We start from the raw sequence: 17,839 nt of genomic DNA, 5'->3' as shown, positions 1-17,839 counted from the left end.
CGCTACGAATGTGGGTGTGGGTTCGCGCCTCAGCGACGCCCGTCAGCGCAAGTGCTGGAAAATGCCATGGTGATCCCCCGCATCCACGCGGGGATTGATAAATTCCTCCCAATATTGGTCTGCTTCCGGTGGGTCCAAGCCCTCGTCTCTGCTTATTGTTTCACCATCTTCCATTAATCGGCCTACGCCGCCTCGCGATCTGTATTCTTTTGCAATTTCTAGGTCTCGTTCTTCGGACATCTGAATCTGCTCCGCAATGATGGAATTTCCGCCTTGTCGAGCGAACGCTCGGCACGTGGTAGAGTGATGAAGGTCGTTCGGCGAGTGCATCGCGCTCGGCTCAACGCCTAGAACGCGCTAAGCCCAACGGGCGAAGGTCTGATGGGTTCCGGCTTAAATACAAAAACAAGCCCGGCCATAGAGGTAGCCAAAACACCGAGCTTTCGGGTCGGCTAGCACTATGGGCGCCATCCAAACAGCGATCGTGCCCGATTTCTGTCCTGGTGATAAGAAAATTCAACACGGCCTTTCAGGTGGATCATCCTCCTTCGGTTCAGTGCGTGTCACCTCTCCGGCATCGATCTGAAGCGAATGAGGTGTTTGTGTCGACGAATCTGAGATTCAAGAACGTTTCCATCTTCATGCTCAGCGTCACCCTCGGCATGAGAAGGCGATCACCTGTCTGAGGCGCCCCGTCTGGAAGTCAGATGTCGATACCGAACCCAGGATCGAAGGTCTGGTAGCATTCCTGGCCGAGGTAACCAGAACCCGCGTCGATCCCACGACGTAGTCCGGCCTGCTATGCAGGCGACGTGGAGCTAAATTTCAGGTCGCGGGAGGCTGCCTTCATGTATCCCAAGTTCCAGGCGTCAGCCGCCGATAGCGGGTCTGCCCGCTGCCGGTCCTCGCCCGAACGCTGGCTCGGCGCGTTGAGAGGCAAGAGCACGAGGCTGCCGTCGCCGCCCTTGCAAACGCTGTCTTCGAGGAACCGTCGGCTGACACCGTGCTTCTGGACCGTGTGAACCGGATGCAAGGGATTGAACGGCAGCTTGGAATCCTTAGGCAGCCTGTACTCGTCAAGCTCCGCCGCCTTGTCCTCCAGAGTATGCAAGTTTTCGCTTCCCTTGTCGTGACGGCAATCTCGATGCTAACCCCGCAGGAAGGCGCGGCAGGACGCGTGGTTCCCGGCGCAGAAGCCGACCGGCATGCGGAGTGCCACGTTCCCGTCCAGAAGTCGAAGACTTGGAAGGGCGCCGATTGTCAAAACGTCCCCAGCGACCACACAGGACCGGGCAAGCCCTTCGACAGAAGACTTCAGCTAAGGGCCAAATGCTCCGCGTGCAGGATGACATTTGTGAACGCCTATTGAGAAGAAGCACGCCGCGCGGCGGCGCAAGAGCGATTTGTTGCACAGCACAACATTTCATAACTTTACAAAAAAATATAAATATGTGAAGTAAACGCGGTCGATAACGATGCGAGCGTAGTCCAGTGACCCAGTTGAAATTCGCCACCCGCCTCAATTCATTTGCTTCCCGGCCGCAGGCGGAATGGCCGGACCTTTCCGGCAAGCCAACCGTTTCGCAGATGGTCGCCCGGGCCGCGAAGGTGAAGGGCCTGACGGATCTGGATCTCAACTACCCCGACCACGTTTCGGAAAATCCCCGCGAGCTGGCCAAAAAGATCAACGATCTCGGCCTTTCCATCAACGGCTTTGCTATGCGCTACTATACCAACCCGGCTTTCAAGATCGGCGCTTTCACCAATCCTGACGCTGCGGTCCGTCGTGAAGCGATCGAACTGACCAAAAAAGGCATCGACGCAACGCGTGAAGCCGGTAGCAACCTGATGACCATCTGGCTTGGCCAGGACGGTTTCGACTACGCGTTCCAGGCCGACTACGCCACGCTGTGGAAATACGAATTGGACGGTATTCGTGAAGTCTGCGAGCATGACAAGGATTGCCTGATCAGCATCGAGTACAAGCCGAACGAGCCCCGTTCCTATAGCCTGATGCCCGACTGCGCGACGACGCTGCTGGCGATCAAGGACGTCGATATGCCAAACCTCGGCGTCACGCTCGACTTCGCCCACGTGCTCTATGCCGACGAGCAGCCGGCCTTCGCGGCAGCATTGATCGCCCGCTACAGCCGCGTGCTCGGTGTGCACCTGAACGATGGCTACGCCAAGCGCGACGACGGCCTGATGGTGGGCGCGGTTCATACGCTGCAGACCATCGAGCTGCTGCGCCAGATCCGCAAGGACGGCTATGACGGCGCCATCTATTTCGACACGTTCCCAGACATGACCGGGCTCGATCCGGTTCACGAATGCGAGGTGAATATCCAGACCGTGCAGCGGATGCTGAAGGTCGTGGATCGCCTCGAGCAGGACAATCGCCTGTCCGGCGCGATTGACCGACAGGATGCTGTTTCCGCTCAAGCCGTCATCCAGGAATTGATGTTCGGCGCGGGAGCATAACGCAATCTCCGCAGCGCAGACGCTGCTGTTTCCATTTCATATTCGGGAGGAACCGATGAAGACTTTTCTGAAAACCACGCTTGCCGGCGGTTTGGCGGCGACCTTGCTGTTCAGCGCCGCCATGGCACAGGAACTGGCGCCCTTGAATTCGGACACCGAGAAGGACCGCATCGACTGGTCGCAGCTCGATGCGAAGCTAGGCCCGCTGCCCAAGCCAGCCGCTGGCACCAAGGCTGGCGCCGTCTCCAAGACGCTGACCAACGAATACTGGCGCTCGCTCGGCGATGGCTACAAGAAGTTCGGCGAAAAGATGGGCGTTTCCGTCGCCTACCAGGCAGCCCAGAGCGAGGGTGACCAGCTCGGCCAGTTGACGATTGCCGAAGGCTTGATTACGCAGGGCTTCAACGTGCTGCTGGTATCGCCCCAGACCGATGCCAACCTGCAGCCGGTAATGGAGCAGGCAAAAGCGGCCAATGTTCCAGTGGTCAACGTCAACGATGCCGTCATTCCACAGGCGGAACACTATGTCGGCAACGTCCAGCGCGATAACGGCGCCCGCGTCGCCAAGTGGTTCATCGAGAACCGCCCTGAAGGTGGCAAGGTTGCCATCGTCGAAGGCCAGGCCGGTGTCTACGCTGCCGTGCAGCGCACCGACGGCTTCAAGTCGACGATCACCCAGAACGGCAAGTTCCAGGTGGTTGCCAGCGTTCCAGGCAACTGGGATCGCCAGACGTCCTACGACGCTGCCACCAACATCCTGCAGCAGCATCCCGATCTGATCGGCTTTTATGCCAACAATGACGGCATGGCGCTCGGCATCGTCGAGGCCGTCAAGTCGGCCGGTCTCCAAGGCAAGGTCGCAGTCTTCGGCACCGACGGCATTTCGGACGCCTACAAGTCGATCAAGGCCGGCGAACTCACCGGCACCGTCGACAGCTTCCCGGTTCTAACCGGCGAAGTCGCTCTGGAAACCGCCCTGCGGCTTGTTGCCGGCCAGAAGGTTCCGCGCGTCGTCGCAACGCCCCAGGCGCTGATCACCAAGGACAACATCGCACGCTACCAGGGTGACGACACCGCCATCCGCGCCGTCCTGATGGAAGACGCGGCCAAGGCTCCCTGACATTCAGCGGCCAGTTATCCGACGCCGGCCAGCAATGGCCGGCGTCTCCGAGTACAAGAGGTGCCGAGACATGACGCAGACGCCCAGACTAAGATTTGAATCCATATCCAAGTCGTTCCCCGGCGTCCTTGCCCTGTCGGACATATCCTTCGATGTTCCGCCGGGCGAAATCCACGGGCTTCTCGGGGAAAACGGCGCCGGAAAATCCACGCTTCTTCGCATCTTGTCCGGCGTGTTCCGGCCAACCAGCGGCAGCGTATTCGTTGATGGCGAGGCGGTCTCCTTCCGCAACCCGTCCGACGCCCGCCTGGCCGGCATTGCCATGATCCACCAGGAACTGCAGCAGGTGCCGCATCTCAGCGTCGCCCAGAACATGTTTCTCGGCCATCCCCTGACCAAGGCCGGCGGCATTTTCGTCGCACGGCACGAGCAGGAACGCAGGGCCGCCGAAGCGCTGGCGATGATCGACCCGACCATCGATCCGGCAGCGCCGATATCGACGCTGAAGGTCGCCCAGCGCCAGATCGTCGAGATCGGCCGTGCGCTGCTCGACCGCGCCAAGATCATCGCAATGGACGAACCGACTTCGAGCCTGACACCCAGCGAGTTCGAAAAGCTCGCCGAGGTCATCGCCAATCTTGCCGCGACCGGCGTCTCGATCATCTACGTCTCGCACAAGATGGACGAAGTGTTCCAGATCTGTCAGGGCGCCAGCGTCATGCGCGATGGCAAGCTGGTCGGTCGCGTCGATATCCGCACGGCATCCCACCAGGATGTCATCACCATGATGGTCGGCCGCCAGCTGATGCAGGAAAAGCATGTGTCGCATGCCACGACCACGGTGAAGCTCGAGGCCAAGAGCCTGTCTTCGGCGACCAAGATTAGCGATGCCTCGTTTCGGCTGCACCGGGGCGAAGTGCTCGGCGTGGCCGGGCTCGTCGGCTCCGGACGCACCGAACTGCTGCGCCTGCTCGCCGGCGTTGACCGTATCATCTCGGGCTCGGTCGAAATCGACGGGAAGCCGCTTCCTCTGCGCAGCCCGCGCGACGCCATCGCTGCCGGCATCGGCCTTGTGCCAGAAGAGCGCAAGCGCGAAGGCATCATTCCCGGTCGCTCGGTGACCAACAATATGGCGCTTGCGTCCTTGGGCAGCTTTTCAAAGGCGGGTATCATCCGCAATGGCAAGCTTCGGGCGACAGCGACCGACCTGCTGCGCCGTGTCAACCTGCGGCCTTTCCAGCTGGACCGGCCCATCCGGCTATTCAGCGGCGGCAACCAGCAGAAGGCGATCATTGCGCGCTGGCTGGCGGCCAAATCGCAGATATTGTTGTTCGACGAACCCACGCGCGGCATCGATGTCGGAGCGAAGTCGGAAATCTACCAGCTGATCGAGGCCCTGGCCGCCGACGGTCACTCGATCATCGTTGTCTCCTCCGAGCTGCCAGAAGTCATTCGTCTCTCCGACCGGGTGCTTGTCATGCGCGAGGGGCGGATTGCCGCAGAGATCGAGCGCGCCGATTTGTCCGAAAGCGCCATCGTCGCCCATGCCATTCCCGGCGTCAGTCAATCCCCCATGTCAGCTCCGGCTGCGTGAGCGCTGAAAAGTATAGGAGCTCATCATGAACCATACGTCACCCGCCGATGCGACAAAGCTTTCCTCCGGGTTCGGCCGCTTCTCCTTTTCGCTGCGTGACGCCGGCACCCTGATCGGACTGATCGTCATTCTGGCGGTGTTTGCAGCGATCGTCCCGGGCTTCATCTCCGAACGCAACCTCGTCAATATCCTGCAGCAGTCCAGCATCAATGCCTGCCTCGCGCTCGGCATGACCCTGGTCATCATCTCCGGCGGCATCGATCTTTCGGTGGGCCCGACGGCTGCCATCGCGGCTGTTATATCGGCAACAATGCTGCTTTCGGGCGTTCCGATCCCGCTGGCGATCCTTGCCGGCATCGGCATCGGCGCCGTCTGCGGTTTCATCAACGGCGTGCTTGTCGCCTATGTCGGGCTGCAGCCGTTCATCGTCACGCTCGGTACGCTCAGCACCTACAGGGCGATTGCGCTGATCTACACCGGCGGCAATCCCGTGCTCGGCATTCCTGTCGGCTTCCGCAGCCTGTTCAATGGCAACCTCCTGGGCTTGCCGACGCCTGTCTGGATCGTCGCAGTCGTGGCAGTTGCGGCATGGGTCCTGTTGAAAAAGACGCCGATCGGCGAATATCTCCTGGCCGTTGGCGGCAACGAGGAAGCAGCCTACGTCGCCGGCGTCCCCATCGCCCGCACCAAGATCACCGCCTATGTCATTTCCGGCGCGCTTGCGGCACTGGCTGCCCTGATCCTTGTCGGCCGCCTCGGTGCTGCCGAACCGATCCTCGGCAATCTCTGGGAACTCGACGCGATTGCGGCCTCTGCCATTGGCGGCGCTTCGCTGATGGGCGGCAAGGGGAGCGTGCTTGGGACAATCCTCGGGGCGATCATCCTCGGCGCGATGCGCAACGGTCTTACCCTGATGAATGTGCAGGCCTTCTATCAACTGCTCGCCACTGGCCTTATAATCCTTGTGGCAATGATGATCGATCGCGCCACAAGGGGACGAGGATGAATACCGAAAGCTTCGATACTAAGGCTGTTGGCCCACGCATCCGGATGATGATGCCGCTGCTGACACCACTCGAAGCAAAGGTCGTCGATACCGTCTTCGCCCTCCGTGACTTCAGCGACAGCACGTCGCTGAAGCAGATCGCCGACGATGCCGGCGTCTCGGAAGCCATGGTGGTGAAAATCACCAAGAAGCTCGGATTTGCAGGATACCGCGATTTCCGCACCGCTGTTAGCCAGTACAACCGCCAGCCGACGGCCGAGATGCATCAGGAACTGTCGGCAGACGATACGTCTCAGGAAATTGTCCAGAAGGTGTTCCGCACATCCATTAATGCGCTTGAGGAAACGCTGTCGATCCTGGACATGGAGGCGTTTGACCGGGCCTCCGACCTCATACACCGCGCAAGACAGCGCGATTTCTATGGCGTCGGCGGATCGGCACAGATTGCCCGGGATGTCGCACACAAATTCCTGCGGATCGGCGTGCGGGCGAATATGTTCGACGACAGCCACATGATGCTGATGTCGGCATCGTTGCTCGGCGACGGCGATATCGCCATCGGGTTTTCCCATTCGGGAAATACGACGGCAGTGATCGAGGCGATCCAGCTTGCGCGCCGCAACGGCGCCCGGACGATTGCCATCACCAACTACAATTCTTCTGCCCTGGCGCAATCCGCAGACGTGGTGCTGTGTTCGACCGCCCAGGGTTCGCCCCTGATGGGCGAAAATGCTGCAGCCCGCATAGCGCAGCTGAATATCCTCGACGCCATCTTCGTGTCGGTCGCCCAACGCGATTATCAGGCTGCCGAACGAAACCTCGACCGGACCATGTCCGCAGTTACATCCAAACGGAAAGAGCGACCTTTATGACGTCTTTGCCCCTCGTGACCGTGTTCGGAAGCCTGCATTACGATATCGCCGTGAATGGACCTGCGCGACCGCGCAAGGGCGAAACCATCACAGGCGTGTCGTGGCACCCGAAGAGCGGCGGCAAAGGGGGCAACCAGGCGGTGTCAGCCGCCCGCACCGGCGTTGCGACCGCCATGATCGGCGCTGTCGCCGATGACGATTTCGGCCATGCGCTGCTTGCCAACCTCGAGCGTAAAAAGGTCGACGCCCGGTTCGTACGGCGAAAAGCGTCGCTGTCCACCGGCATGAGTGTCGCCATCTTCGACGCCGAGGGCGACTACGGTGCCGTCATCGTATCCGGCAGCAATCTGACGCTCGGCGATGACGATATTGCCGCTGCTGCAAACGTGCTGCAAAAGACAACGATCCTGGTCCTGCAGAACGAGGTGCCGGATGCGGCCAACGTCGCTGCAGCGCGGGCCGTCAGGAATGCGGGCGGCCTGGTGCTCCTCAATGCAGCCCCGGCGCGCGCCCTGTCGGACGAGCTCCAGTTTCTTGTCGATGTCATCGTCGTCAACGGGATCGAGGCGGAAATGCTGGCAGGCGTGCCGGTGGTCGAGACACTGGAAGGCGCTCTCGCCGCCGCGCGGCTCTTGTCGAAAAGCTACCGGCAGGCGGTGGTGACCGCCGGCGGAGCAGGGGTTGCCTATGCCGACGCCGATGGCAAGGAGGCATTCATGGCTGGCTTGCCGATCAAGGTCGAGAGCACTCACGGTGCGGGCGACGAATTCATCGGCGTGCTGGCCGCAGGCATGGCGTCGGGCAATGACATCGAGATCGCGCTGCGTCATGCCAACGAGGCGGCCGCTTTGCTGGTCTCGACGCCCGAGAGCGAGCGGGGCTAGATGACGCCCTTGGTCAGGATAAAGCAGCCGTAAGGTCCGGGATCGGACGTCCTGACGATGGCAAAGGCGCGCTTGGCGACATCATAGAACGCAAATCGCTCCAGCGCCTCGACGGTGATGGGCCGGCCTTGCGCCGCATCGAAGACTGCCTGCATCACCGGAAAGATCGGCATCTGACCGTCGGGATCGCCGACCACCTGCATGCGCTTGACGGGGGCATCGACGAAAGTATCCAGCGGCATCAGCGTCAAAATTGCTTCAGTCGCCCGTGCCAGACCGCATCCCGATATGTTCAGCAACTGGCCATGGGTCGTCTGCCGTGCGATCGTCTGGGCCGGATGGTTGATATCGCAGACGACAAGCGTATCGCCGTGACCCATCAGCATCAAAACGTGGATGAGTTCCGCGCTGATGACCGGATCTATGCCTTTGAGCATGGCTGTTTCCTCCCGAAAAAGCTCTCCATGACTTCACGAATTACACAATAATCGTGATGCATGCAATCCGGGCCCAGTGTGCACCGCAGTGAAATCCAGGTTATCCATTTTCCTGCATCTGTAATGAGGTTAAGATCGACAAAAGAACCTTTTCAATAGAGACATTTAGGCAATAAACTCAAGTCACCAAAACTTTTTACTTTACAGTTCGAATTTTACATGTGAAGTTTTGGCTATGTGATTGAGCCTCCCAGGGCAGACTGCACGGGGCGGGTGTCGGTGATCCGGCACTCGCCACCGCAGGTAGCGGAGGCCGATCGCATGCTGCGGGGAGAGCGCGGGCGCAATGGGCAGGAGATTTGTTTTTGGCATCGATGAATATCGTCAATGTCGGTAAGGCCTACGGTAGCCTGACGGTGATCCACGGCGTTTCCGTTGAAATCCCGGACGGCGAATTCGTCGTTCTGGTCGGGCCGTCCGGCTGCGGAAAATCGACCTTGTTGCGCATGGTCGCTGGCCTTGAGCCCATCAGCTTCGGTGACATCGAGATCGACGGGAAGGTGGTGAACAACCTGCCGCCCAAGGATCGCGACATCGCCATGGTGTTCCAGAGCTACGCGCTCTATCCCCACAAGACCGTGGCCGACAATATGGGTTTCGCGCTGAAGATGCGCGGCGAGCGCAAGGCAGATATCGACGCCCGCGTCCGCAAAGCAGCCGAAATCCTCGATCTTGTGCCCTATCTTTCCCGCTATCCGCGCCAGCTTTCCGGCGGCCAGCGGCAGCGTGTGGCCATGGGACGCGCCATCGTGCGGGATCCCAAGGTGTTTTTGTTCGACGAGCCGCTCTCCAACCTCGATGCCAAGCTGCGCGTCCAGATGCGCGCCGAGATCAAGGAACTGCAGCGCCGCCTTGCGACGACGATGATCTACGTGACCCACGACCAGGTGGAGGCCATGACCATGGCCGACCGCATCGTCGTCCTCCGGGATGGGCGGGTCGAGCAGATCGGCTCGCCGCTGACGCTCTACGACAAGCCAGCCAACACTTTCGTTGCCGGCTTCATCGGCTCGCCGTCGATGAACCTCGTCGAGGGCCATATCCGCTCGGGCGCAGCGCCGTTCTTCGAAACCGACGAGGGCATCCGGCTTCCGCTTTCCGGGGCACCGGCAGCGTCCGATGGAAAGCCTGCCTATTACGGGATCCGACCGGAGCATTTCGTGCTCGGCGGCGACGTCAGGGCTGATCTCACCATTGTTGAATCAACCGGCTCCGAGACGCAGGTCTTTGCACGGCTCGGGCAGCAGAAGATCATCGGCGTCTTTCGCGACCGCGTCGAGGCTGCATCCGGCCAGCCCTTTGCGATGACGCCCAATCCGGCGATGGTGCATCTTTTCGATGCGCAGAGCGGCTTGCGTCTCGACTGAGTTTTCAGGAATGCGCTCCGAGGGGGGAGCGCCAGACGCCACGATGCGTGGCAACTTCACGGGAGGAGAGAGAAATGAAAGTTGGCGATTACGAACGAATGATGGCCATGGCGCTGAGCCGCCGCGCCATTTTGAAAACCAGCGCGGGCCTTGGGGCACTTGCTGCCGCTGGCAGCGTGCTTGCACCATTCGGCAATGCCTTTGCGGCCGACGCGTCGCTGCGCTCGCAGATCCTGCAGGTGCCGGGTGTCGGCAAGGGGTCGCCGACCGATGCCGACTGGCAGAAGGTCGGCCAGATGTGCCTCGATGCGACCAAGGCCAACGTCAAGCAGGGTGAGTTCGCCGGTGTCCAGCTCTCCTTCATGGGGCTCAACAACCAAAACCTCCACAACCTCCTCTTCCGCGGCTTCCTGAAGCCCTGGGAAGACTATACCGGCGCCAAGATCACCTGGATCGACCTTGCGCAGGCCGACTATAATCCGCGCCTGCAGCAGGCGATTGCCACCGGCACCGTTGACTTCGACATTCTCGAAATGGGCGCACCGTTCGAGGGTGACGTCTGCGGCAAGGGCCTTGCCTCCGTCATGCCCGACTGGGTCAAGGCGCAGATCGACATGGACGATTACGTCGACTATCTAAAGGCGCCGGTTGGCACCTGGGATGGCAAGACCTACCGCGTCTCCGTCGACGGCGACTGCCACAACTTCAACTACCGCACCGACTATTTCACCGACGCCGACCTTGCCAAGGCCTGGAAAAGCGAAGGCCATGAAGGCGAGTGGGGCGTGCCGAAGACCTGGCAGAAGGTCCAAGAAGTCACCAAGTTCCTGAAGGGCAAGAAGATCGCCGGCGCCGATGCCATCGGCTACCTCGATGCGCCCAAGGCGTGGGGCGGTTTCGGCTTCTACTTCCTCGGCAGCCGCGCCACCGCCTATGCCAAGCACCCGGACGACAAGGCCTGGCTGTTCGACATCGACACGATGAAGCCACGCATCAACAACCCGGCCTGGGTGCGCGCAATCCAGGACGTGGTCGATGCGTTGCCATCCGAATCGGGCGACCAGCTGAACGCCGATCCAGGCACGACGGCCTTCCAGCAGTTCCTTGCCGGCACCGGCTCGATGATCTCCTGGTGGGGCGACGTCGGCCAGAGCGCGCAGACCAGCGACAGTTCCGTGGTCGGCACGACGGTCGCCTTCGACATCCTGCCCGGATCGGACGATGTCTACAACGCCAAGACCGGCACATGGGACAAACTCGCCAGCGGGCCGAACTATGCGCCGAACATGGCCTATCTCGGCTGGGGCGTCTACGTGATGGCCCGGGTGGACAGCGACGAGAAGAAGAAGAAGGCCGCCTGGAGCGCTGCTGCCCATCTCGGCGGCAAGGACTTGGCACTCTGGACCGCCGCCTATCCTTCCGGCTTCCAGTGCTACCGCAAGAGTCAGTTCGACATCAAGGAATGGGTCGCGGCCGGCTACGAGGAGGCCTACATCTCCAACTACCTCGCCTCGCAGTCGAACTCCTACAACCACCCGAATGCGGCAATCGAACCCCGCATTCCCGGCATCTTCCAGTACTACAGCGTTGCGGAAGATGAGCTGGCCAAGGTGTTCGCCGGTCAGGTGAAGCCTCAGGACGGCGCCGATGCGATCGCGGCGGCGTGGGAGAAGATCACCGACCAGCTCGGGCGCGAAAAACAGATCGCGCTCTACAAGGCCTCGCTCGGCGTCTGATTTCGCCGGAGAAGCCTACGCCGTCAGGCGCCGCTGCGTGCGTTGCCTGACGGACTGCCGGACCGGAGTCCGGCCGGCTGCAGAATTTGTCCGGGTTAGCCAGGGATGTGCTTATGTCGCATGCGAATATGCCGGTTATCGGCACGATCGAGCCGGTGGGGGCGCCAAGCCCGGCCGCGCGGCAGGGCCGCCTTCTGCTGATCGGGGCGAGCGTCCTGCTTGTGGCCGTGCTCATCCTGCAGATCCTCGATGCGTCCGGCGTGACGGCCATTGGGCTCGTCAGCTGGCGACCGCTGGTCTATGCCTATGTCGTCTGGTCGGTGGCGCTCTGTGCAGCCCAGGTGATGATCCGTGGCGAAGCCGGACAACGGGCCGCATTCGTGCTTCCGGCCGTCCTGTTCACCGTGGCGATGGTGATCTTCCCGACGGTTTTCGGCCTCTACATCGCCTTCACCGACTGGAACCTCAGCGCTGCGAACGGCAGACAGTTCAACGGCCTCGACAACCTCCGCACCCTGTTTGCGGATGCCTATTTCTGGAATGCGCTGCTGAACATGGTCTATTATGTTCTCTCCGTGCTGGTGCAGTACACGATCGCCTTCGGACTGGCGCTGCTGCTCAATGCCGAGATCCGGGTTCGCAAGTTTTTCCGCGTCGCGTTCCTGCTGCCACTGATGCTGAGCCCGGTTGCCGTCAGTTGGATGATCGGCAAATCGCTGATGGAATATCGCTTTGGCCCGGCGGCAACGCTGGCGCGTCATCTCGGCTGGGAAAATCCCGCCTTCTTCTCGACCCCGGCGCTGGCCCGCGCCTCGATCATGGCGATGGATGGATGGGTTTCCATCCCGTTCATGATGATCCTGCTTTTGGCTGGCCTCCAGGCCCTGCCATCCGAGGTCAAGGAAGCGGCCAAGGTGGATGGCGCCTCGGGCTGGCAAAGCTTCAAGGAAATTACCTTTCCGCTAATGCTGCCGGTCAGCCTGACGGTCGTCATCCTGCGCGTCATCTTCGAACTCAAGCTCGCCGATATCGTCATCAATGTCACCGCGGGCGGGCCGGGCGGCGCCACCGATACGGTCTCGAGCTTCATCTTCCGCGAATACCGGGATCGCTCGAATGTCGGCTACGGCACGATGCTCGCGGAATTCTACCTCGTCGTCATCATCATCTTCGTCTCGCTGATCCTGAAATTGGCGAGCCGGTGGATGCAACGTGCAAATTGAGGGCAGACCGATGTCGACAAGCCAACCCCTTCACGCGCCCACCGAAAGGCAGCCCGGCCTCTGGGCTCGGCGCCCGGCGTTTCTTACCAGCAGCCTTCTGATCTATGCCGCACTGGTGTTCTGGGCATTCATCTCACTCTTTCCGATCTACTGGACCATCACCACGTCGTTCAAGACAGCTGTGAATGTGACGCAGGGCAATATGATCCCCTTCGTCGACTTCACCCCGGACTGGAAAGGCTGGCGCTCGCTCGGCCTGTCGCCGGACACGATCTTCGTGCAGTCGACCGTGCGCGACGAGTTCATGATGCGGTTCCTGAACAGCATCATCGCATCGTCCGGCGGGGCACTGCTTGCGGTCATCATCGGCTCGCTCGCCGCCTATGGGCTCAGCCGGTTTTCCTACCGGTTTCTCTGGATGCGCAACAAGGATATCTCCTTCTTCTTCCTGTCGCAGCTGATCCTGCCGCCGGTGGTTCTCGCCATGCCTTTCCTCGTGCTCTACAAGCACCTGATGCTGCTCGACACGCTGGTCGGCCTCATCCTCATCTATACGCTGATGGTGCTGCCGATCGTCATCTGGATCATGCGCGACCAGTTCGACACGATCCCGGTCGAGCTGGAACAGGCAGCCCTGGTCGACGGCTGCTCCATCTGGGGCGCCTTCGTGCGCATCGTCCTGCCGATTGCGTTGCCCGGCATGGTGGCGGCTTTCATCCTGTCCGTCATTCTCTGCTGGAACGAATATTTCTTTGCAGCCCTGCTGACCAGTTCCAGCGCCAAGACCCTGCCGGTCATGGTGGCGAGCCAGACGGGGTCGCAGGGGATCAACTGGTGGTCGATGGCCGCCATCTCGACCGCCGCGATCCTGCCGCTGATCCTCATCGGTATTTTCCTCGAGCGCTACATCGTCAAGGGCCTGACGGCAGGTGCCGTCAAGTAACCGGTTTGCGTCGAAGCTGGCAGTTGCGAGACGGGCGATAGGACGGATATGATCCGGCGCAGACACTGAACGTCGACAAGGGGTGGTCATGGTGGGAACAGGCGTTACGATCCTCGGCATCTTTGTGGCCGACACAGCTTATCTGGCACACCGGATGCCGGATGTCGGCGAAACCATCAAGGGCAGCGGCTTTGCCGTCGGCCCCGGCGGAAAAGGCTCGAACCAGGCGGTCGCGGCCGCCAAGGCCGGTGCCGAGGTCTCGTTCATCTCCAAGATCGGCCGCGATACATTCGGCGATCTTGCGCAGAAAACCTATGCCGATGCCGGGGTTAAGCCGCTGCTGGTGATCATGGACGACGAGCCGACGGGCGCGGCCTTCATCTATGTCAACGACAGCACCGGCGACAACGCCATCATCGTCTATCCGGGCGCTGCCGGGACCATCGGGGTCGATGATGTCGAGGCGGCGCGCGAGGCGATCCGCCAGTCGGCCGTGTTTGTCACGCAACTCGAGCAGCCGGCCGTCGCCGCCTTGCATGCCCTTGCGATTGCCCGCGCTGCCCGCGTCACAACGATCTTCAATCCGGCACCCGCCGAAACTTTTCCCGAGGCGATGCTCGACCTGTGCGACTATATCATCCCGAACGAGACGGAGGCTGCAGCCCTCGTCGGCTTTTCCCTCGACACGATCGCGGATGCGAAGCGGGCCGGCGAAGCGCTGGTCGCGCGCGGTGTCGGTGCCGCCGTCATTACGCTCGGCGGGCGTGGCGTCTATTACCATGACGCAGGCACATCCGTGCATGTTCCGGCCATGAACTACGGACCGGTGATCGACACAACGGGCGCAGGCGATGCGTTCGTCGGCGGTTTTGCTGCCGCGATATCGCGCGGTTCGGCGCCGCTCGATGCCGTCAGCTTCGGCTGCGCCACCGCCGGCATCGCGGTGACGCGACGCGGAACGGCGCCCGCCATGCCGACGCGCAGCGAGATCGAGGCGCTGCTTGCTTCGACAAAGTAGATGCTGGTGTAACGTCCCGTCGTCCAGGCCGCAGCCTCAGGATCTGACTGTGGGCTCAGTCCACTGCGCGCGGGAAAACTCGCGCGTGAAATGCTCGATCACGGCCTTGACCCTGAGAGGCCGCAAGGGGCTGGGCGGAGTGACGAGGTAGAGACCCAGCGATGTCGCCGACCACTCCGGCAGGCCTGTTTCGAGCTTGCCCGCCTCGAGGTCGCGCCACACCATGAAATCCGGCTGCAGGGCGAGCCCTTGGCCGGCCAGCAGGGCGGGGTTCAAGATGTCGACATTATCCGTCCACATGGAGACCGACGGCGCGACGATCTGCTCGCCAAGGACGGGATGCGTGAATTTCCAAACCCCTCTGGAGGGGCCGCCCGTATAGGCAAGCGCCCGATGGTCTGCAAGCTCGCCGGGAGTTTTGGGGCGTCCGTATCTGTCGAAATAGTCCGGCGACCCCACCAAAAGGATCCGCACGGTGGCAAGGCGTCTGGCAAGCAGCGACGAATCCTCCAGGCTGGCGATGCGGAGTGCGAGATCGTAGCCCTCGGCAATCAGATCGACCTTGCGATCGCTCAGCGAGAATTCCAGCGTGATCTCCGGATAGGCTTTTAGAAGGGGCGGCAAGGTCGCCCCGAGATACGCCGTGCCGAACGACAGCGGTGCGCTGACCCGCACGAGGCCGCGCGGCATATCCGTCTGCTCCGACGCCTCTTCTTCCAGCGCCCGGGCCTCATGAAGGATGCGGGTCGCACGTTCGAGCGACGACCGCCCGGCCTGGGTGACCGAAAGACGCCTGGACGTGCGGGCGAACAGCGAGAAACCCAGCCGCTGTTCCAGCCGGGAAATCGCCTTTGAGACGGTCGGGTTCGACAGGCCCAGCTCTTCCGCCGCCCGCGAGAATGAACCGAGTTCGGCGACTTTGGCGAAGATGGCCCAGGCTTCAAGATCGGGGAGTCGCGTTTTCATTGTCATTTCAGGAAACAATATGTTTCCAATGTTTCTATTTCGTCAAGTGGAAATCAAGGTCATCTTCAGGGTGTCGGAAAAACGCGGTTCCTAACCCGCCGCCCGGCCGCCAACGACCCGAGCACATCATCATCTGAAACCCCAACATTGGAGACGACCATGCCCACGATCACCACACAGGACGGAACCGAAATCTTCTACAAGGACTGGGGTTCTCGGGATGCCCAAGTCATCATGTTCCACCACGGCTGGCCGCTCTCCTCAGACGACTGGGATGGGCAGATGATGTTCTTCCTCGACAAGGGATACCGGGTCATCGCCCACGACCGCCGCGGCCATGGACGCTCCTCGCAGATCGGCACCGGCCACACTATGGACACCTACGTTGCCGACGTCATGGCGCTCACCGATGCCCTCGACCTACAAGATGCCATCCATGTCGGCCATTCCACGGGTGGCGGCGAGGTTGCCCGCTATGTGGCCAATGCCAAGGCCGGGCGCGTCTCCAAGGCTGTCCTTATCAGCGCTGTTGCGCCGATCATGGTCAAGACGGACCGCAATCCGGATGGCGTGCCCATGGATGTCTTCGACTTCGTTCGCGACCAGACGGCCACCAATCGTTCGCAGTTCTTCTACGATTTCACGATGCAGTTTTTCGGCTACAATCGCGAGGGTGCCGATGTGAAGGAAGGCGTCCGTCGCAACTGGTGGCGGCAGGGCATGATGGGAAGCGTGCTCGCCCACTACCAGGGCATTGCGGCCTTCTCGGAGACCGATTTCACCGAAGACCTAAAGAAGATGGCAGTGCCGACGTTGGTGATGCATGGCGAGGACGACCAGGTCGTGCCGTTTGCTACGACCGGCAAGATCTCGGCTTCGATCGTTCGGGGCGCCGTCCTCAAATCCTATGCCGGTTATCCGCACGGCATGCCAACGACCCATGCCGATGTCATCAATGCCGATCTGCTGGCCTTCGTCCGGAGCTGATCCCCGATGCCATCTTGGGTCCTTCTGAGCCACGATGGCATTCCAATCCTATCAAGGAAATTTCCCATGTGCATGCAAACGACAAGAGCTCGGGCCCTGCGACTGACTGTGGCTGTGGCAATGCTTGCCTTGCCTCCCTTAGCGGCTTTTGCTGCCGACGCCGGCGTTGCCGTAGGTCCGCAATACGACACGACCCACGTCTATCTCGACGTTGGTGACGTCGATCGTTTCATTGCCAGCTTCACGGCGACATTTGGCGGCACATCGACGAAGCAGGTGGTCGCGACGGTAACGCCGACGCCGAGCTCCACGACATCGCAGCTGATCCAGACACCGGCAGGGCTGGTTTCTCTTTTCGGCTTCAAGACGCCGATACCCTATCCATTCGGCACCGAGCGGACCGGCTATCTGGTCAAGGATCTCGACAGCGCCATTGCCGCGGCCCGGAAAGCAGGCGCCGCCGTCGTTGTCGACAGTTATCCCGATCCGATTGGCCGGGATGCCATCGTTCAATGGCCGGGTGGCGTCAACATGCAGCTTTACTGGCATACCAAGGCACCTGCCTATGCGCCGCTTCAAACCGTTCCCGAGAATCGCGTCTACCTGTCTCCAGACGTTGCGGATGTCTTTGTCGCGGATTTCGTAAAATTCTCGCAAGGCAGGGTAGTGTCCGATACCAGTGACGCGGCGGGTACCGACATCGGCCGTGACCGCGCCGACACGTATCGCCGCATCCAGCTGGAATCGGCCTTTGGAACAGTGACGGTGCTGGTGACCGATGGTCATCTGCCTTACCCCTTCGGCCGGGAGACGACAGGCTACGAGGTGACCGACCTTGAGGCAACGCTTGGGAAAGCGACGGCATCGGGTGCGACAACCCTCGTCCCGCCATTCGCAGCCAACGGACGGGAGGCAGCGATGGTGGAGTTTCCAGGAGGCTATATCAGTGAAATACACAGCGTTGCAGAACGATAGGTTCGACCGGTTAAGAAAGCCTCCGCACGAGCACGGACACCGGCCTGCAGCGCTTCTCCGAAAGCGAGATCAGCAAGCTCATGATCGACAAGTTCGAGTAGCCCGGTAGGTGGCTTTCGAAAAGCACATGCGAGACGAGGACATCCGCCTCGGCCGCGTTCAGGAGCTCA

Annotated in this window: 17 protein-coding genes; 13 read left to right on the top strand and 4 right to left on the bottom strand. The window is 61.2% G+C overall.

All coding sequences use genetic code 11. The annotated features are described in order from the left end of the window. Positions 1–42 precede the first annotated feature (42 nt). Both PR018_RS23945 and PR018_RS23940 read right to left on the bottom strand, forming a co-directional pair. The gene (locus PR018_RS23945; protein WP_143123240.1) at positions 43–240 is read right to left on the bottom strand and encodes a hypothetical protein; all 198 of its coding nucleotides are present in this window, start codon (positions 238–240) and stop codon (positions 43–45) included. A gap of 559 nt (positions 241–799) precedes the next feature. Then, positions 800–1,111, bottom strand: a complete 312-nt coding sequence (locus PR018_RS23940; RefSeq protein ID WP_142831296.1) for a hypothetical protein — start codon at positions 1,109–1,111, stop codon at positions 800–802. Between the two features lie 389 nt (positions 1,112–1,500). Here PR018_RS23940 and PR018_RS23935 point away from each other — a divergent pair, with 389 nt between their 5' ends. The 6 genes from PR018_RS23935 to PR018_RS23910 all read left to right on the top strand — a co-directional run bounded on the left by PR018_RS23935 (position 1,501) and on the right by PR018_RS23910 (position 7,957). Beyond that, positions 1,501–2,481: a sugar phosphate isomerase/epimerase family protein gene (locus PR018_RS23935; RefSeq protein WP_161990991.1), complete on the top strand. Its 981-nt coding sequence runs from the start codon at positions 1,501–1,503 to the stop codon at positions 2,479–2,481. 55 nt (positions 2,482–2,536) lie between these two features. Continuing rightward, complete coding sequence (locus PR018_RS23930; protein ID WP_142831294.1) at positions 2,537–3,601, top strand: sugar ABC transporter substrate-binding protein; 1,065 nt, start codon at positions 2,537–2,539, stop codon at positions 3,599–3,601. Positions 3,602–3,671: 70 nt separating this feature from the next. Further along, complete coding sequence (locus PR018_RS23925; protein ID WP_142831293.1) at positions 3,672–5,195, top strand: sugar ABC transporter ATP-binding protein; 1,524 nt, start codon at positions 3,672–3,674, stop codon at positions 5,193–5,195. A 25-nt stretch (positions 5,196–5,220) separates the two neighbouring features. Continuing rightward, entirely contained in the window at positions 5,221–6,201 is a 981-nt protein-coding gene (locus PR018_RS23920; protein WP_161990988.1) for an ABC transporter permease, read from the top strand. Continuing rightward, positions 6,198–7,073 (top strand): MurR/RpiR family transcriptional regulator, encoded by an 876-nt coding sequence (locus PR018_RS23915; protein WP_142831292.1) that lies wholly within the window; start codon positions 6,198–6,200, stop codon positions 7,071–7,073. The genes PR018_RS23920 and PR018_RS23915 overlap by 4 nt, the downstream gene beginning before the upstream one ends. Beyond that, complete coding sequence (locus tag PR018_RS23910) at positions 7,070–7,957, top strand: ribokinase (protein WP_142831291.1); 888 nt, start codon at positions 7,070–7,072, stop codon at positions 7,955–7,957. The genes PR018_RS23915 and PR018_RS23910 overlap by 4 nt, the downstream gene beginning before the upstream one ends. On the opposite strand, the gene PR018_RS23905 is transcribed toward PR018_RS23910, so the two are convergent. Further along, positions 7,954–8,394, bottom strand: a complete 441-nt coding sequence (locus PR018_RS23905; RefSeq protein ID WP_142831290.1) for an RbsD/FucU family protein — start codon at positions 8,392–8,394, stop codon at positions 7,954–7,956. The two genes, PR018_RS23910 and PR018_RS23905, sit on opposite strands and share 4 nt — an antisense overlap. Positions 8,395–8,759: 365 nt before the next feature. On the opposite strand from PR018_RS23905, the gene PR018_RS23900 reads away from it, so the two are divergent. The 5 genes from PR018_RS23900 (at position 8,760) to PR018_RS23880 (ending at position 14,741) form a co-directional block, all read left to right on the top strand. Then, positions 8,760–9,821, top strand: a complete 1,062-nt coding sequence (locus PR018_RS23900; protein ID WP_142831289.1) for an ABC transporter ATP-binding protein — start codon at positions 8,760–8,762, stop codon at positions 9,819–9,821. Between the two features lie 74 nt (positions 9,822–9,895). Further along, positions 9,896–11,557 (top strand): type 2 periplasmic-binding domain-containing protein, encoded by a 1,662-nt coding sequence (locus PR018_RS23895; RefSeq protein ID WP_142831288.1) that lies wholly within the window; start codon positions 9,896–9,898, stop codon positions 11,555–11,557. 113 nt (positions 11,558–11,670) lie between these two features. Further along, positions 11,671–12,780: a carbohydrate ABC transporter permease gene (locus PR018_RS23890; RefSeq protein WP_162854779.1), complete on the top strand. Its 1,110-nt coding sequence runs from the start codon at positions 11,671–11,673 to the stop codon at positions 12,778–12,780. A gap of 10 nt (positions 12,781–12,790) precedes the next feature. Beyond that, complete coding sequence (locus PR018_RS23885) at positions 12,791–13,723, top strand: carbohydrate ABC transporter permease (protein ID WP_142831287.1); 933 nt, start codon at positions 12,791–12,793, stop codon at positions 13,721–13,723. A gap of 91 nt (positions 13,724–13,814) precedes the next feature. Continuing rightward, a complete protein-coding gene (locus PR018_RS23880; RefSeq protein WP_142831340.1) occupies positions 13,815–14,741 on the top strand; it encodes a ribokinase in 927 nt (308 codons plus the stop codon). A gap of 36 nt (positions 14,742–14,777) precedes the next feature. Here PR018_RS23880 and PR018_RS23875 read toward each other — a convergent pair whose 3' ends face one another. After that, complete coding sequence (locus PR018_RS23875; RefSeq protein WP_142831286.1) at positions 14,778–15,707, bottom strand: LysR family transcriptional regulator; 930 nt, start codon at positions 15,705–15,707, stop codon at positions 14,778–14,780. 159 nt (positions 15,708–15,866) lie between these two features. Between PR018_RS23875 and PR018_RS23870 the strand changes: the two genes are divergently transcribed. Further along, a complete protein-coding gene (locus tag PR018_RS23870; RefSeq protein ID WP_142831285.1) occupies positions 15,867–16,694 on the top strand; it encodes an alpha/beta fold hydrolase in 828 nt (275 codons plus the stop codon). A 72-nt stretch (positions 16,695–16,766) separates the two neighbouring features. Continuing rightward, positions 16,767–17,669: a glyoxalase gene (locus PR018_RS23865; protein WP_142831284.1), complete on the top strand. Its 903-nt coding sequence runs from the start codon at positions 16,767–16,769 to the stop codon at positions 17,667–17,669. Positions 17,670–17,839 lie beyond the last annotated feature (170 nt).

This window comes from Rhizobium rhododendri (assembly GCF_007000325.2).
In the GTDB taxonomy this organism is placed as follows: Bacteria; Pseudomonadota; Alphaproteobacteria; order Rhizobiales; family Rhizobiaceae; genus Rhizobium; species Rhizobium rhododendri.
The sequence above is the reverse complement of the archived record's forward strand: the minus strand, read 5'-3'. Positions and strand labels throughout refer to the sequence as shown.

What these genes read in the sequence shown, in the direction of transcription:
- PR018_RS23920 (WP_161990988.1), top strand. Translation starts at nt 5,221, where the DNA reads ATGAACCATACGTCACCCGCCGATGCGACAAAGCTTTCCTCCGGGTTC.
- PR018_RS23890 (WP_162854779.1), top strand. Translation starts at nt 11,671, where the DNA reads ATGTCGCATGCGAATATGCCGGTTATCGGCACGATCGAGCCGGTGGGG.
- PR018_RS23910 (WP_142831291.1), top strand. Translation starts at nt 7,070, where the DNA reads ATGACGTCTTTGCCCCTCGTGACCGTGTTCGGAAGCCTGCATTACGAT.
- PR018_RS23885 (WP_142831287.1), top strand. Translation starts at nt 12,791, where the DNA reads ATGTCGACAAGCCAACCCCTTCACGCGCCCACCGAAAGGCAGCCCGGC.
- PR018_RS23915 (WP_142831292.1), top strand. Translation starts at nt 6,198, where the DNA reads ATGAATACCGAAAGCTTCGATACTAAGGCTGTTGGCCCACGCATCCGG.
- PR018_RS23875 (WP_142831286.1), bottom strand. Translation starts at nt 15,707, where the DNA reads ATGAAAACGCGACTCCCCGATCTTGAAGCCTGGGCCATCTTCGCCAAA.
- PR018_RS23905 (WP_142831290.1), bottom strand. Translation starts at nt 8,394, where the DNA reads ATGCTCAAAGGCATAGATCCGGTCATCAGCGCGGAACTCATCCACGTT.
- PR018_RS23895 (WP_142831288.1), top strand. Translation starts at nt 9,896, where the DNA reads ATGAAAGTTGGCGATTACGAACGAATGATGGCCATGGCGCTGAGCCGC.
- PR018_RS23930 (WP_142831294.1), top strand. Translation starts at nt 2,537, where the DNA reads ATGAAGACTTTTCTGAAAACCACGCTTGCCGGCGGTTTGGCGGCGACC.
- PR018_RS23925 (WP_142831293.1), top strand. Translation starts at nt 3,672, where the DNA reads ATGACGCAGACGCCCAGACTAAGATTTGAATCCATATCCAAGTCGTTC.
- PR018_RS23865 (WP_142831284.1), top strand. Translation starts at nt 16,767, where the DNA reads ATGCAAACGACAAGAGCTCGGGCCCTGCGACTGACTGTGGCTGTGGCA.
- PR018_RS23870 (WP_142831285.1), top strand. Translation starts at nt 15,867, where the DNA reads ATGCCCACGATCACCACACAGGACGGAACCGAAATCTTCTACAAGGAC.
- PR018_RS23945 (WP_143123240.1), bottom strand. Translation starts at nt 240, where the DNA reads ATGTCCGAAGAACGAGACCTAGAAATTGCAAAAGAATACAGATCGCGA.